14 protein-coding genes and 1 pseudogene are annotated in these 14611 nt (G+C 53.7%); 7 read left to right on the plus strand and 8 right to left on the minus strand.

Annotation, left to right across the window (positions count from 1 at the left end):
* Window positions 1-367: 367 nt before the first annotated feature.
* The gene (locus tag GXP52_06120) at window positions 368-2041 is read right to left on the minus strand and encodes an undecaprenyl/decaprenyl-phosphate alpha-N-acetylglucosaminyl 1-phosphate transferase (protein NOY86859.1); all 1674 of its coding nucleotides are present in this window, start codon (window positions 2039-2041) and stop codon (window positions 368-370) included.
* Window positions 2042-2275: 234 nt separating this feature from the next.
* Here GXP52_06120 and GXP52_06125 point away from each other — a divergent pair, with 234 nt between their 5' ends.
* Window positions 2276-2587, plus strand: coding sequence for a hypothetical protein (locus GXP52_06125; protein ID NOY86860.1), 312 nt, complete (start codon window positions 2276-2278; stop codon window positions 2585-2587).
* Entirely contained in the window at window positions 2584-3219 is a 636-nt protein-coding gene (locus tag GXP52_06130; GenBank protein ID NOY86861.1) for a nucleotidyl transferase AbiEii/AbiGii toxin family protein, read from the plus strand. Before GXP52_06125 ends, GXP52_06130 begins: the two co-directional genes overlap by 4 nt.
* Before the next feature lie 268 nt (window positions 3220-3487).
* Here the strand turns inward: GXP52_06130 and GXP52_06135 are convergent, their stop codons facing one another.
* The 3 genes from GXP52_06135 to GXP52_06145 form a co-directional block, all read right to left on the minus strand.
* On the minus strand, window positions 3488-3901 hold the full coding sequence (locus GXP52_06135) for a type II toxin-antitoxin system VapC family toxin (GenBank protein NOY86862.1): 414 nt from the start codon (window positions 3899-3901) through the stop codon (window positions 3488-3490).
* Complete coding sequence (locus GXP52_06140) at window positions 3901-4128, minus strand: antitoxin (protein ID NOY86863.1); 228 nt, start codon at window positions 4126-4128, stop codon at window positions 3901-3903. Before GXP52_06140 ends, GXP52_06135 begins: the two co-directional genes overlap by 1 nt.
* Window positions 4129-4471: 343 nt before the next feature.
* Complete coding sequence (locus GXP52_06145) at window positions 4472-5638, minus strand: ATP-binding protein (protein ID NOY86864.1); 1167 nt, start codon at window positions 5636-5638, stop codon at window positions 4472-4474.
* 506 nt (window positions 5639-6144) lie between these two features.
* On the opposite strand from GXP52_06145, the gene GXP52_06150 reads away from it, so the two are divergent.
* From GXP52_06150 to GXP52_06165, 4 genes and pseudogenes are all read left to right on the plus strand, one after another.
* Complete coding sequence (locus GXP52_06150; GenBank protein NOY86865.1) at window positions 6145-6981, plus strand: hypothetical protein; 837 nt, start codon at window positions 6145-6147, stop codon at window positions 6979-6981.
* Window positions 6978-7853 carry a nucleotidyl transferase AbiEii/AbiGii toxin family protein gene (locus GXP52_06155; protein NOY86866.1) on the plus strand — a complete coding sequence of 292 codons (876 nt, stop codon included), beginning with the start codon at window positions 6978-6980 and terminating at the stop codon, window positions 7851-7853. The genes GXP52_06150 and GXP52_06155 overlap by 4 nt, the downstream gene beginning before the upstream one ends.
* A 297-nt stretch (window positions 7854-8150) precedes the next feature.
* Window positions 8151-8351 carry a type II toxin-antitoxin system VapB family antitoxin gene (locus tag GXP52_06160; GenBank protein NOY86867.1) on the plus strand — a complete coding sequence of 67 codons (201 nt, stop codon included), beginning with the start codon at window positions 8151-8153 and terminating at the stop codon, window positions 8349-8351.
* Window positions 8348-8751: pseudogene (locus GXP52_06165) on the plus strand (PIN domain nuclease). The gene GXP52_06160 and the pseudogene GXP52_06165 overlap by 4 nt, the downstream one beginning before the upstream one ends.
* A 388-nt stretch (window positions 8752-9139) precedes the next feature.
* Here GXP52_06165 and hflC read toward each other — a convergent pair.
* Complete coding sequence (hflC, locus tag GXP52_06170) at window positions 9140-10099, minus strand: protease modulator HflC (protein NOY86868.1); 960 nt, start codon at window positions 10097-10099, stop codon at window positions 9140-9142.
* Window positions 10096-11160 carry an FtsH protease activity modulator HflK gene (gene hflK, locus GXP52_06175; protein NOY86869.1) on the minus strand — a complete coding sequence of 355 codons (1065 nt, stop codon included), beginning with the start codon at window positions 11158-11160 and terminating at the stop codon, window positions 10096-10098. Before hflK ends, hflC begins: the two co-directional genes overlap by 4 nt.
* A 687-nt stretch (window positions 11161-11847) precedes the next feature.
* On the opposite strand from hflK, the gene GXP52_06180 reads away from it, so the two are divergent.
* Window positions 11848-12033: a nucleotidyl transferase AbiEii/AbiGii toxin family protein gene (locus tag GXP52_06180; protein ID NOY86870.1), complete on the plus strand. Its 186-nt coding sequence runs from the start codon at window positions 11848-11850 to the stop codon at window positions 12031-12033.
* Window positions 12034-12480: 447 nt separating this feature from the next.
* Here GXP52_06180 and wecB read toward each other — a convergent pair whose 3' ends face one another.
* A complete protein-coding gene (wecB, locus tag GXP52_06185; protein ID NOY86871.1) occupies window positions 12481-13668 on the minus strand; it encodes a UDP-N-acetylglucosamine 2-epimerase (non-hydrolyzing) in 1188 nt (395 codons plus the stop codon).
* Window positions 13669-13837: 169 nt separating this feature from the next.
* A complete protein-coding gene (locus GXP52_06190; protein NOY86872.1) occupies window positions 13838-14545 on the minus strand; it encodes a YdcF family protein in 708 nt (235 codons plus the stop codon).
* Window positions 14546-14611: the final 66 nt, after the last annotated feature.

A 14611-nucleotide genomic window follows, 5' to 3' on the forward strand; every position in this document is an offset into this window, starting at 1 on the left:
GTCACTCTCGTCCGCCTCGATGCTCCTCGCAATGACACAGCGGCGTCATCGCGCGTACCCACCGTCTGTCATCGCGAGCTGAAACTATGCGAAGCGATCCCGTGGCGACCGGAGGGCGCCGTGATTCTCTTTGCAGCTTCCGTCTTCGCTCTGGTAGCTTCGACGCGGTAAACCGTCACTCTCGTCCGCCTCGATGCTCCTCGCAATGACTTCGCTGGTCATTGAACCTTGAACCTTGAACGTTCTTTTTTGGACCTGCTCTTCCCCTCTGGACTCCCTGTCCGCCATAGCTCGCAGAGCGAAGGTGGATGGACTCTGAACGTTCTTTATCCCGTTGAACGTTGGTATTTGGACCTTGGCCGCAGGCCTATCTAAGAAACAGCAACGTGATGACCAGGATCACCGGCATCGCCGCGTAGACCTTTCTCATGCCGAAACCGACATGGGCGTTTCTTATCAGGACCCGGAAGATGAAAAAGAGGAGAAACGTGTTGATCAGAACAAGGAAAAGCGGCACGACAGTGTAAATTCCACGAACATAGTCGAAAACGGCGATGACAACTCCCGCCATGTTCAGACAGATGAAATCCATTGGGTCCAGGAGAAAAAGCTCGAACCGTCCCTTCCGCATTCGGGTAGACAGGAAATACGAGATGAAGATCAAAAGAAGAGCGAGAAAGAGCCACCTCTCGACCGGAAACCCGGCCTTGTACCGTGAGACGAGTGCAAGGTCCATGGTCAGGATGAGGAAGAAGACAACCCCCTTGGAGAAGAACATGGGCCTGGTATGGCCGTTTTCACTCCGGTCCAGGAGATCCGGTATAGCCAGAAGCGGCAAAAGCAGGGTTGCCGCAAGGACCAGCCCTCTTCCTGCCTCCAGGTAGAATGCGGCCAGGCCGACATTAAAAATCAGCATCAGGATGATCGCGGTCAAAGTACCGCTGTAGACGCCTCCCGCATCCTTCCGTTGCCCTTCCAATTTTCCCAGGGCTCTCAACCTCGCGTTGACCGCTTCTATCTTCGCGTGGAAGTTATAGACATTGAGGGCCCTGATGATAATTACCATAAGGACAATGAGGAGCAGGGAGGCGCTGAGGATATAGAGGCTCCGGCGCCGGCTGAGCCCGATCGCCATCTGCCCGAGAAGAAAGGAAAAAGCCAGGAAGTAGATCAGGGTCTGGCGGGGGGTGAAGTTGAGGTCGAGGAGCCTGTGGTGCAGGTGCCCCCTGTCCGGCTTGAAGGGGTTGTTTCCGGCAGATACCCTTCTCGCGAAAGCGAGGGAAGTGTCCACCATCGGAATGGCGAGGAAAAAGATGGGGATGATCAGTACCATCAGGGTCGTTGTCTTGGCGGACTGGATGATGGCGGTCACCGCGATGGAAAACCCCAGGAGCAGGCTTCCGCTGTCCCCCAGGAAGGCCCTCGCGGGGTGGAGATTGTACCTCAACAGGCCGAACAGCGCTCCCGAGACGACCAGGCAGAAGAGGACGAGGGCTGTCTGCCCTTGGAGGAATGCGATGGCCCCGATGCCGAGGAAGGCGTTAAGGGAAAGGCCGGCGGCGAGCCCGTCCATCCCGTCGATGAGGTTGACGGCGTTGGTCAGGCCCACGATCCAGAAGACGGTCAGCAGGATGGAAAACAGGGTGTCATCGTTACGGGGAAAAGTTCCGAATGCCCCGAAATTGATGAGATGGATCCTGACCCCGGACTGAACGACCAGCAGCGCCGCGGTGACCTGGGCAACAAATTTCGTAAGATACGCAACGCCCTGCAGATCATCCAGAATGCCCACCGTGAAAATGATAAGTATCGCGAAAAGCAGATAGGACAGAAGGGGATCGCCCCAATAGGACAGACAGAAAGCAGCGAGGATGAACGGGAAGAGGAGCAGGCCGCCCGCCAGTGGTATGGGTTCCCTGTGGACCTTTCTCCCGCCGGGATAATCCATAAGATCCCAGGCCCGGCAGAGAGAAATGGCCTTCGGCGTCAGCAGAACCGTAAGCACGGCCGCTATCAAGAAGGCAAATACATACCTGTACATGGACTCCCCCAACAACGATTCCCCAAACAACCTAAAAAGCGTACTGAACCGTACTTCTTTTAAGGCATTGTTATATTAGCAGACTTCTGTCCAATGTCCAGTAGGATAAATAAGGTTCAATGTTCAACGGGATAAAGAGCGTTCAATGTTCAACAGCTGTAACCTGCTGTATTTGTTGCGATTAGTTAATATTATTTCCTTGTTACCACCACGATTATCACGTAAAATATAAATATGAACCGGTTACCTGAAAAAATGAGCGCTCTCTTCTGGGAATACGACTCTCAAACACTTTCCCTGGACCAGAACAGGGACCTGATCATCGGCCGTGTTCTTTCTGCGGCAGGGTGGGATGATATCCGATGGCTGCTCTCGGAATTCAGTGAAAGTGAGCTGAGGGACTGGATTTTAAGCTCCAGAGGAAGGAGCCTTTCCCCTCCCCGTCTCCGTTTCTGGGAACTGCTGCTGGGTCTGCCGCATTCTCAAGTCAACGAATGGCTGTCCGGAACCGGCAGAAGAATCTGGGATGGAAGGACCGCGTTTTGACTCGCCGCCCGGAGGCCCTTCCCGAAGACCTTCAGGCCGTCCTTCGAGAAATGGGTCCCTTCATGTCTGAAAGAGGTCTTTATCTGGGCGGGGGAACGGCGCTTGCTGTTTACCTGGGCCACAGGGTATCCATCGATCTCGACTGGTTCACTGAAAAGCCTCTCGGCGACCCGCTGGTCTTCACGCAGGAGTTGAAGGACAACGGGATCCCGCTCGTCGTAACCCAGGTGGACCGGGGCACTCTGCATGGATCGGTTCACGGCATTAACGTCAGTTTCCTCGAATACCGGTATCCCCTCCTCGCCCCCGCCAACCTCCGGCCTGAATTTCACTGCCTTCTGGCATCGCCCGACGATATAGCCTGCATGAAGCTTTCAGCTATTTCCCAGCGCGGCTCTAAAAAAGATTTTATCGACCTCTATTCCATTTTGAAGACCTATTATAAACTCGGTGAAGCGCTTGATCTCTACAAAGAAAGATATGCCATTGAGGATATCGGCCACGTCCTTTTTGGTCTGGCCTACTTTGACGATGCGGAACGGGAAAAAACGCCGAAGATGCTATGGGATGTTGACTGGGAAACAGTCAGGGAATCGATCCGGGAATGGCTTAGGGAGTATGCAGTTAAATGAGTTATTGGCCGCTGATGCACGGCGCTCCGCGGGTCCCAGATGCCGAAGTCCAGAGGGGAAGAGCGGGTCCAAAAAACAACGTTCAATGTTCAACGTGGTAAAGAACGTTCAAAGTTCAATGTTCAATGACCAGCGAAGTCATTGCGAGGAGCATCGAGGCGGACAGGGAGTCCAGAGGGATAGACCAGTTCAACGTTCCAGGTTCAACGTTCAATGGGGCGCGGGGCGCAGTCGATACTGCAGGGAAGGGCAGGCCTCAAGCTTGCTCTTATTCCGTCTTCTGAGAAACCCAATCAACAAGAGCCAGTTTTGAAACGCGGGCAAATTCGCGAGTATTGTTGGTGACCAGCGTAAGCCCCCGGGAGACAGCATGGGCGGCGATGAGCATGTCCATGCCACCAAGGGGGGTCCCCGCCTTCTCCAGTGAGGTGCGGACATCACCGTAGGCCTGAGCCGCTTCTTCGTCAAATGGCAATATTTCCAGAGGGATCATGAATTCATCGAGGGCTCTGGAATTTTTCTCCCGATGCTTGCTCTTGGCTACGCCGTAACGCAGTTCGGAAAGCGTGATTGCAGAGATGCTGATATCACCGACCTGGTAGTCTAAAAAGCGTTCAAGCACTGACTCCGGCTGCTGCTTGATAATGTAGATACAGATGTTGGTGTCGAGCATCAGCTTCATCAGAAGTTCTCCCGCTTGTCCGGTTCCGGCTGGGATCGTTCGGACATGAAGTCCCGGGAAAACCTTTTCAGGCTGCCGAAAAGGACATCCCAGGAATGACTGCGGGGGATGAGATATACGACATGGCCACTCTTCTTGATAAAGACTTCAGTGTCGTCAAACCGGAATTCCTTAGGCAGGCGTACCGCCTGACTTTGACCATTTTTGAAGATTTTCGCTGTTTTCATTGGGTACCTCCACACATCGTCTTAATATATATTAAAAATATATATTATTGCGGGCGTCATGGCAAGCAAAAAGTCAGGGGAAGAACAGTCCAGAGTTTCAGGAACTGCCACGGCGTCATCGCGCCTGTCCCGCCATAGCTCGAAGAGCGACGGCGGAAGCTGAAACTATGCGACCTGTCCGCCATAGCCCGTAGGGCGACGGCGGAAGCGATCCCGTGGGCGACCGGAGGGCGCCGTGACGACCTTTGCAGCTCCGCATGAGATTGCCGCGTCACTCTCGTCTCCCTCGATGCTCCTCGCAATGACAGCAAAATAATAAAGGTACTCATTTCCAGGATGATCCCTATTTTTCAAGCACCCGGCCGACTGCCTCCCAACCTGAAACATTGACCTCCTTGCGCGTCAGGGATTCCCTGCCTCCATAGATGAGGGTCGGACAAGTGGCCCGATCGCCTGCAAGGGTCTGCCAGCGTTCCAGCCCGATAAAAAAACCCCGGTTAAGGGTCTTGCCTGATTTGATCTCGATGGGCTGCAGCAAGGTCCCCACCTCGGCGATGACATCCACCTCGTTGCCGTTGCTGTCACGCCAGAAGTGAAGCCCCGCCTTTTCCCCCTGATTGAATCTTGTTTTCACCAATTCAGAGACGATGAAGGTTTCAAAAATACTGCCGCGCAGGGGATGAGCTGCAAGCTGGTCCTGCTCTCGAATGCCCAACAACCAACAAAGCAGGCCCGTGTCGTAAAAATATATTTTAGGCGATTTGACCAGCCTCTTGTTGAAATTGGCATGGTGTGGACGAAGAGTGAACAGTATGTAACTCGCCTCCAGGACAGATATCCAGGCCCTGGCCGTGTTGTGGGTAATGCCGCAATCGGTGGCAAGGGAGGAAAGGTTCAGGATTTGCCCGCTGCGGCCGGCACAAAACCTCAAAAAACGCTGAAACGCTTCAAGGTCCTGGACCTTCAGCAGTTGCCGGACGTCGCGTTCCACATAGGCTGTCACATAGGATCTGAACCAGGCGCCCGGCGAAAGATCACGGTCGTACAGGGGCGGATAGCAGCCGTTGAAGAGCATAGCATCGAGCAGGTTCGGCCTGACCCCCGCCCGGTCCAGTTCCCCGATGGAAAAAGGCAGCAATTCAATAAAGGCCGTCCTGCCTGCCAGCGACTGCGAGATCTCCGACATCAGGTTGAATTGTTGGGATCCCGTTAGCAGAAAAAGCCCCATCCGGCCATCCCCGTCGACCCTCGTTTGCAGGTAGGAAAGTATTTCCGGCGCCCGTTGTACCTCATCGAGCACCCCCCCGTCCGGAAAACGTTCCAGAAAACCTCTTGGGTCGTCGATAGCCGCAATCCTGACGTCTGGATCCTCAAGCGAAACGTAGGGTCTGCCGCTAAAAACAACCCGGGCCAAGGTCGTCTTCCCGGACTGCCTGGGTCCTGTGATAGTCACAATAGGAAAACCACGCAGGAATTGACGGATCGTTGATTCGGCGTTGCGCTTGATCATGGTGAAAAAATATACCGTAGCATGTTAATTGTCAAACACTTTTACATTTTACATAAATAATGCTGTATGGCACTTCTCTTTGCCAGGGGATGGGGAATCCAACTCTAAAATCAGCGTTTTCGCTGCGGCTCCGCATGAGCTTGCTTCACACAGTTATCGGTTCGCAATGACTTCGCTGGTTATTGAACGTTGAACGTTCTTTACCCCGTTGAACATTGAACTTTGTTATTTGGACCCGTTCTTCCCCATTGCCTATCGCCCGCTTTTCCCCATTGCCCATGGGTCCCAGGGGCTTCGATACCCCCATACGCCCTTACCTCCATACCTCGGTACCTCGGTACTGCCCTATCCCCTCCTTTCCTGTTAAATTGCGTTTTTGTGTTACGAAACAGAAAGATTCAGGATATTGTATATGGAAATTGTTTGACAGTGACGAACAATTACCGTATCAATTCTATTCAACCGGGCATTAGGCCGGTAGCGGGTTTGTTCGACAGGAGCGCACAATGTCCAGAGCGAATCGGATCCATACAAAGCCAGGGGTTGAACTGGTCAGAAAACTGGCCAGTGAGGGGGATCGCATCTTTACATCGGCTCGGGCTCGGGAACTTGCTCCTGCCGTTGGTCTATCAGAGGGCTATTTTCGCCAGGCACTCCATCACCTGGTCAAGTCTGGATGGCTGGTTCGTCTACGCAAGGGTCTCTACGCGATCTCGTCGTCCGTGCCCGGCGTCACGCCCGTCCACGAGTTTGAGATCGCAATGGCCCTTGTCGAACCGGCCGCCATCTCTCACTGGTCTGCCCTGCACTACCACGGCTTGACGGACCAAGTGCCCAGAAAGGTCTTCGTTCTCACCACAACCGGGATCTCGGTCCCCCGAATGCGAGGGAGCATGTCCAGGAAGGCACGGGACGGCTACCCGGTTGGCGGAATGCTCTACCAGTTCGTTCAGGTGATACCCGAGCGGTTCTTTGGAACGCAGAAAGTGTGGTTCCAGGAAACGCGGGTGACGATCACAGATCCCGAGCGCACGTTGCTGGACGGCCTCTCCATGCCACAGTACTGCGGCGATTTCGCCGAGGTACTCCATGCGTTCGAGGCGCGGGGTTCCGATTTGAACATCGGCCGGATCATTGAGTATGCTCTTAATCTGAATGCGGTGACGGCCAAACGACTCGGGTGGGTACTCGAACATCTGGGTGTTGACCCTGCTAATTGCGAACGACTTGCGTCGCTTTCGATCAAGGGCTCCCGCAAACTCGATCCCGCGGGTCCGCGCAAAGGATCGTACAACAAGCGCTGGATGATCCAGGAGAACCTTCCCGGAAGAGTCAATCCATGAAGCCACTTTACACGCGCCTTCAGGAATCGCGCAAGCGCCTCGATATCCCGTGGGTTGTCCTTGAACGTGACTACCTTTTGTCCTGGATTCTCGCCGGGATTGGGCAAGTGGAATCGCTGCGTGACACGCTTGTCTTCAAGGGCGGCACTGCCCTGAAGAAGTGCTATTTCGGTGATTATCGATTTTCGGAAGATCTGGATTTTTCCGTGCTGGAAGGCGCTCCGGCGGGCGATAAGATAGAGCAAGCGGTCCGAGAGGCATGCGGTGCCACTGTGAAGCTACTGGACAAGCACGCTCCCGTGGAAATTGCCTGTGAACGCTACACTGAGAAGGAACCGCATCCAGGAGGCCAGGAAGCCTTTACGATCCATGCGCGCCTGCCATGGCAGAAGCAGCCACAGACACGCGTAATGATCGAGATAACGATGGATGAGAAGCTCCTCAAACCATCGCAGACGCTGAAAGTGATCCACGAATACGGCGAGCCGCTCGATGCGGAGATTCGCGTGTACGCACTCGAAGAGATCGTGGCAGAGAAACTGCGCACAATCCTTCAGCATGTGCGTAATCTCCAGGAACGAGGATGGAGCCGGTCACGCGCCCGCGATTACTACGACCTCTGGCGCATTCTGGGAGCGTACAAGGAGCGGATGGATCTTTCCGATTTTGCCACGTTTCTGTATGAGAAGTGTGCTGTGCGGAACGTCACCTTCAAGGCACCGGATGACTTCTTCCCGGACCACATGCTTGCCTATGTCGAGAAGACCTGGGATCATTGGCTCGGCCCACTGGTACCTGAACTGCCCTCCTTCCAAATCGTGATCGGCGAACTTCGCCCGCAAGTCGAGGCGCTAATCCCTTCCGTGCGATAATCTCTCTAACACCAGGCATGGTTCAGTCCAGAGTCCAGAGTCCATCCACCTTCGCTCTGCGAGCTATGGCGGACAGGGAGTCCAGAGGGATAGACCAGTTCAACGTTCCAGGTTCAACGTGGTAAAGAACGTTCAATGTTCAATGTTCAATGACCAGCGAAGTCATTGCGAGGAGCATCGAGGCAAGCTGTTCCTTAACCAAAAGATTTCTGCTTTTATCCACGTCCAATGCTTGCCTTATACACAAAACTTTCTTATATTTAGTGTATAAATATATTACAAAGGAGGATATCCCGCATGTTAAGGACCAATATCGAGCTTGATGAGAAGCTGGTCGATGAGGCCATGGAACTCACCCAAAAGAAAACCAAGAAAGAGCTTGTAAATTACGCCATCCAGGAACTCGTAAGCAGGATAAAAAGGAAAAAGCTCCTTGAACTCGAAGGCAAGGTGGATTGGACCGGCAACCTCGATGAGATGAGGAAAAGCAGGGTATGATCCTCGTGGATACCAGTGTCTGGGTGGATTTTCTCAAAGGTGCGAGTTCCCCTCATCGCCGGACGTTGCACAGACTCATAGCAGGTGAAGAGGATATCTCCATAACAGATATAATTCTCACGGAAATCCTGCAGGGCATAAAAAACGACATGAAATTCAAGAGCGCAAAAGATTACCTCCTCGAATTTCCAATCTATGGCCCTAAAGACACCGGAACCTACATCAGGGCTGCTCAACTCAACTGTACCGGGATTGCAGAAAACAAGGAAAAACCGTCAGGAAAACCATCGATTGTATTATCGCCGCAATCTGTATTGAAAATGATCTGGCGCTTTTTCACAAAGACGCGGATTTTGATTTCATTGAGGAGTGTACCGCTCTCAAGGTTTATAAGATTTAGGGATCATCGCAAGAATGAGTACCTGGCTGTGGAGTGGACCATACTCCACCATTCGTCATCGCGAACCATACCCCGCCATCTGTCATCGCGCCTGTCCCGCCATAGCTCGAAGAGCGACGGCGGAAGCTGTCCCATAGCGGCCGGAGGGCGCCGTGACGAGCTTTTCAGCTCCGCCCGGGATTGCCGCGTCACTCTCGTCTCACTCGATGCTCCTCGCAATGACAGCAAAATAATAATATAAGGTACGCATTAACCGGATGAACCCGATACTTTAACGCCGCCTTACTCGCCCCTCACCTATTGCCTCCAGCCTGCCGTGAGCAAGCGAAGCGCGCCGAAGGGTGTTAAATAAGCTTTTCACTGGTCACGGATCACTGATCACGGCCCTTTATTTCTGCGGCTTCGCGGATTTTAAATACCGATAAAAATCGCTGTCGGTGGTAAGCACCAGTGTGCTGGTGCCGTTCACGCCCTCCTTGTAGTTCTCCAGGGTCCTCAGGAAAGCGTAGAACTCGGGATCCTTGTTGTAGGCGCGCCCGTAGATCTTCGTGGCCTCAGCGTCACCCTTGCCCTGGATCTCCTGCACCTTGCGGTAGGCCATGGATCTTATCTGCCTGAGCTCGCGCTCCATCTCTCCCAGGATCTCGGCGCTCCGGCCCTCCCCTTCCGATCTGAACTGGGCCGCGATGCGTTTTCGTTCGGAGATCATGCGCTCGTAGACCTTCTCACGGACGCTCTTGACGTAGTCCAGGCGCTTGATCCTCACGTCCACAAGCTCGATCCCGTACTGGGGAATGATCTTCCGCGCATTGGCCAAAATGATCCGCGTGATCTCCTCCCTCCCACGAGCGATCTTCCTTTTGAGCTCCTCCTCCCGCTCCTTGGGGATGGCCTCGAGTTCCTTGCCCTCGGGGATCACCCAGGAGGTGCTTCGGACCAGTTCCACCAGCTCGCTGTTGGACACCTCGTCCCGGACCACGGAATCGATGATGTCGTCCAGCCGCGATTGAGCCCCTGCTTCGGTGGCGACATTCTCTAAAAACTTCTTGGCGTCCGCGATCCTCCAGCGCGCCGTGGTGTCCACCCAGATGAACTCACGCCCCTTGGTGGGGATCTGGTTGGGATCGCCGTCCCACACGAGAAGGCGTTTCTCGAAGACCCGGACCTCCTGGACGAAGGGCAGCTTGAAGTGAAGACCCGCATCGGTGATGGTGTCCCCCACGGTGCGGCCGAACTGGACGATGATGGCCTGCTTGCCCTCCTCCAGGGTAAAGTACGATCCGGAAAGGACGATGAGGACCGCGAGGATCAGGACGGTCAGGATGGTTAACTTGATGGACGACTTCATTTCGCACCCCCTTGCACATCCGGCGACATGCCCGAATCGAGACTTATCCACGGCACCAGGGCCTTCTGGTTCTCGTCCACGACGTAGACCCCCTTCACACCTTTAAGGTATTCACCCATGGCCTCCAGGTACAGCCGCCGCCGTGTGACCTGGGGGGCACTCCGGTATTGCGTCAGGATGGCCTCGAAGCGGGTCGCCTCACCCTCGGCGCGGTTGACGCGCTCCGTGGCGTACCCTTGGGCCTCGCTGATGCTCTGCTCCGCCACACCGCGGGCCTTGGGGATCTCCCGGTTGGCCTGCTCCTGGGCCTGGTTGATGGTGCGTTCCTTGTCCTGCCGTGACTCGTTGACCTCGTTAAAGGCCGGTTTCACGGGGTCGGGAGGGGTCACGTCCTGGAGCTCCACAGTGACGAGGCGCACCCCGGATTTGTATTCGGAAAGGATCGACTGGATCTCCTTCTTCGCCTCGCCGGCGATCTCCACACGGCCCGTTGTCAGAACAGCGCTCCCGAGGCGGTTGCCCACCGCGCGCCGCATGATCGCCTCCGTGATGTCGCGAATCGTCTTCCGTGTGTCACGCACGTTGAACAGGTAGGCGATGGGGTCCTGGATCCGGTACTGTACGATCCACTGGACGTCGATGACGTTCAGGTCCCCCGTGAGCATCAGCGACTCGTCCTGGTAGGAGCGGCCACCCGAGTACTGTGTCCGCTCACCGGGATTGACCGCAGTGGTTCTGAAACCGAATTCCTCTTTAAGGACGCGCGCGGTTGGTACCAGTTTGACCGTCTCGATCAAAAACGGCAGTTTGAAGTGAAGCCCCGGGCCGGCCGTGCGCGAGACCTTCCCGAACCTCTGCACGACGCCTGTCTCTTCCGGCTGGACCGTGAACCAGGAGGTCCATGCCGCAAAGCCCAGCAGCGCAATAATGAGGAGGGAAGGCAGGAAGGCCCCTCCGCCCTTGAACCCCTGGAACCCTTTGAACTTCTGGCGGATCTGCTCCAGGGAATCATCGAGGGACGGCTGGGACTCTCCGTTGGTCGGATTCCATTTAAAAGCCATAAAGCTACTACCTCCTTCGAGTAAAAAAGACTTACGAATCACGGCATTTCTTAATTCTACATTATTTCCACCAACTTTTCAGGGAACTGACTCAAAAAATGTGTTGTGGGTCTGTATCCTACACGAAATAACGGAAACACCTAATAACGATACACTGATTACGGATTACGGATCAAACCTTTGGCAGGCGCCGGAAGATTGTGTTGGCTTTGGAAGACTTCAGTTATGTTGTGATTCTCGCGGATAGGGGTGAATATGTCCTACTCTGGACCGCCTATCCGGTCGAGTACAGCAGTCAAAAGCGCAAATTTGAAAAGGAACACGAGGTGTTTACAAAGTCCCAGAACGGCTGAAGCCGCCCATTATCATATGGACGGCCTCGTTACTCCTTCTACACATGGCAGATGAGTTACCTAAAGTAGACCCCACTATTACACGCTTGTCAAGCGTTTGTATTGCCTTATCCCAGTGATTCAATGACCATGAAACTCACCCTGGTCGTATTCATGATCTCATCCTCCCAAACTTAAAAACCCTCAAACTTCCAAACTTTCCTTTAAGATTTCCACTATCCTGACACAGGGGGCAACCGATCGTGGCTTAAGTTTTATCGTGAGGCGAAGAAAATAATAGTGCGCACTACAAACTGCTATTGGGCAGTCTGGGTTGGCCTATCCCCGGTATACGATGATCGCCGAAAAGCTTGAAACTATGGTGCGCCTGGGGATAGCGAACAGCCGGATGAAGGATTTCTATGATGTGTGGCTGTTGAGCCTGCTGTTCGAATTTGACGGACGGACGCTTTGCGAAGCGATCCGCAACACATTCAGGCAACGCTCGACGCCACTGCCCAATGGATTGCCGATGGCGTGATTTGCTCCCCTCGACAACCAAAAGATTTCTGCTTTTATCCACGTCCAATGCTTGCCTTATACACAGAACTTTCTTATATTTGGTGTATAGATATATTACAAAGGAGGATATCTCCATAACAGATATAATTCTCACGGAAATCCTGCAGGGCATAAAAAACAACATGAAATTCAAGAGCGCAAAAGATTACCTCCTCGAATTTCCAATCTATGGCCCTAAAGACACCGGAACCTACATCAGGGCTGCTCAACTAACTGTACCGGGATTGCCGCGTCACTCTCGTCTGCCTCGATGCTCCTCGCAATGACACAGCGGCGTCATCGCGAACCGTATTTAAAGGCCTATTGGCCGCTGATGCACGCCCTTCGACGCGCTGTGCTTGCTCAGGACAGGCTGATTTCCGCTGATAGATCTAAACCTGAATCCCGGTTTATCTTATCCAAACTCTCAAACTTTAATCAAGATCTCCACTATCCTCTCAGCAGCCTTTCCATCCCACAGAGGCGGTATCCTGCCTTTCTTCCCCTCTGGACTCTGGACTTTCGACTGCTCTTCCCCTCTAGACTCTGGACGCTGGACTCTGGACTGTTCCTCCCCCCCCAGGATTTCATTCGCAATGGAGAGGATCTTTTCAGGGTCGGTCCCAGCCAGGTAGTTGGTTCCGATCTCGATCGTTGAGGGCCGCTCGGTGTTCTCCCGTATGGTGACGCAGGGAACGCCGAGCACCGTTGTTTCTTCCTGCAATCCTCCGGAATCGGTGAGGACCATCTTCGCCCCACGGACGGCCCAGAGCATGTCCATGTATCCGATGGGCTCGATGGTTCTCACATTTTCAACGGACAGGCCGAATTCTTCCATTTTTGCCCTTGTCCTGGGGTGGACGGGGAAAATGATCGGTATCCGGCGGCCCACGTCGGAGATCACGCGCCAGACCGGGGCGAAGGTCTCCTTGCGGTCCACATTGGACGGGCGGTGAAGGGTCAGTACAGCGTAGTCCTCGAAACTGTCCACAAGTTCCCTTATCCCTTCCGAGGGCTGCCAATCTCCAGTATCGATCCGTTGGAGGTTCTCCAGGAGCGTGTCGATCATGACGTTGCCGACGAAATGGACCCTGTCGTCAGGAACACCCTCATTCTTCAGGTTCCTGATGCCCGACTCCTCCGTCACGAACAGCAGATCGCTGATCCTGTCGGTGAGAATCCGGTTGATCTCCTCGGGCATCCCCATATCGAAGGACCTCAGTCCGGCTTCAACATGGGCGACTGGGACCCCGAGCTTCTTCGCGGTAAGGGAACAGGCGATGGTGGAGTTGACATCTCCAACCACAACCACCAGATCAGGCCTATCCTTCAGGAGGACTTTCTCGAAAGCCACCATAACCTTGGCTGTCTGCTCGGCGTGGGACCCCGACCCCACATTGAGGTTATAGTCGGGCCTTGGAATGCCCAGTTCCCTGAAGAAAATGCCGGACATGTTGGCGTCGTAGTGCTGGCCGGTGTGGACAATCCTGACCTGGAGATTGCCACCTCTCCCCTCACCTCCCTGCCGCCTTCTTTCCAGCGCCTTGACGATCGGCGCGATCTTCATGAAGTTGGGCCGTGCCCCGGCTATGAAAACAATTTTATAATAACCCATATCATCTTTGTCCTTTGAGTTTAGCGGCAATTACCAACCATACAAATACTGGTAAAACAATCTGCCTTGCACAGCCTCGGTGAATATTCTGCGATCCTTTTTGGCTGATTTGTCTCTTTTCTATACGGCGGAGGAAGCTTAAAATATTTGGCCGGTTTCCTCAATAGATTTATATTGCGCCGACGACTTCATATTTTCCTATAGCGAGCAACTCGTACACCACTTGGGCTGCGTCTTTTATACCCAGATATGGTTTTTTTCGAGTTTCCCAATCTTCGAACTGACTCGAATAGATCTGTATGTTTTGAAACCCTGCTTTCTCGAACACAGCCCTGCTGCGGTACTGGTGAAATTGGCTGGTAACCAGAATGAGGCTGGAATCTCGATCGATAAAAGGGATAGAGAGAATGGTCCGTGGATGATCAAGTGTTGACATTGCTTCAGAGTCGATAACAATCTTCGAGCCAGGAATTCCTAACTGAAACAGTGCGGATATCTCTCGCTCAGCACCGCCGGAGATAATCACAAGTGGCGCCAAATTTCTATCAAAGAGAATAGCTGCATCAAAGGCCCGTGCCCTGTCTCCTCCCAACACGACAATCGCATCAGCGTTTTTCAGGTTTGAAAGTGGTGTGCATGTCAAGAGTGCCTCTCCAACCCATAGTCCAAAGGGAGTAAACACAAGAAGCAGCTGCAAGCATATCAAACCAAACGACACAGCACCGATTCCTCTTATGCATAGCCGTACACCTCTTGGTGTTGTCCTGAATCGTTTTCCGGACACGGTCATTGTTCGGCGATGAAATGGATGATAAAGTTTTTCATGGTTCTCTCTCGATCGGTCGTTTGCACCCGCCGACCACTGATAATAGTACATCCAGCATCTTTTCAGCCATAGCCGCTCTATTGTAGGTTTTCGCGCCGTCCGTCACGAGTATGCGCA

It is taken from the genome of Deltaproteobacteria bacterium, assembly GCA_013151915.1.
GTDB lineage: Bacteria > BMS3Abin14 > BMS3Abin14 > BMS3Abin14 > BMS3Abin14 > BMS3ABIN14.